Annotated in this window: 1 protein-coding gene; it reads left to right on the top strand. The window is 68.9% G+C overall.

All coding sequences use genetic code 11. The annotated features are described in order from the left end of the window. On the top strand, positions 1-182 hold a 182-nt coding region (locus tag EN853_RS34435; protein ID WP_210236101.1), incomplete at its 5' end, for a hypothetical protein. Positions 183-312: the final 130 nt, after the last annotated feature.

Raw genomic sequence — 312 nt, 5'->3', positions numbered from 1 at the left:
TTCTGCTGGTCTGGGTCGGCTGGCACGCGCAGCCGCAGTGGGCATTCCGTGCGCAACCTGCGGCGCCCGAGGTGGCGGCGCTGCTCGTAGTGCCGGCGCTCGGCCTGGTGGTCCTGCCGTGGCTATGGGAGCTGCTGCGCTGCATCCGCGCCCGGCGAGACCGTCGGCAGGCGGGTGCGTGAGGATCGTCGCGCAGAGTATTCATGCGCCGGCCACACCTCCAAGACAGTGATGTGACCGCCTGCCGCCTACGGTCATCGCCTGTCCCCACTGCAGATCCCTTCATGCAGGATGTGTCATCGCCTACGCCGC

Origin of the sequence: Mesorhizobium sp. M1C.F.Ca.ET.210.01.1.1 (assembly GCF_004791585.1) — a bacterium.
Taxonomy (GTDB): Bacteria; Pseudomonadota; Alphaproteobacteria; order Rhizobiales; family Rhizobiaceae; genus Mesorhizobium.
This window is presented reverse-complemented; position numbering and strand designations above follow the sequence as displayed.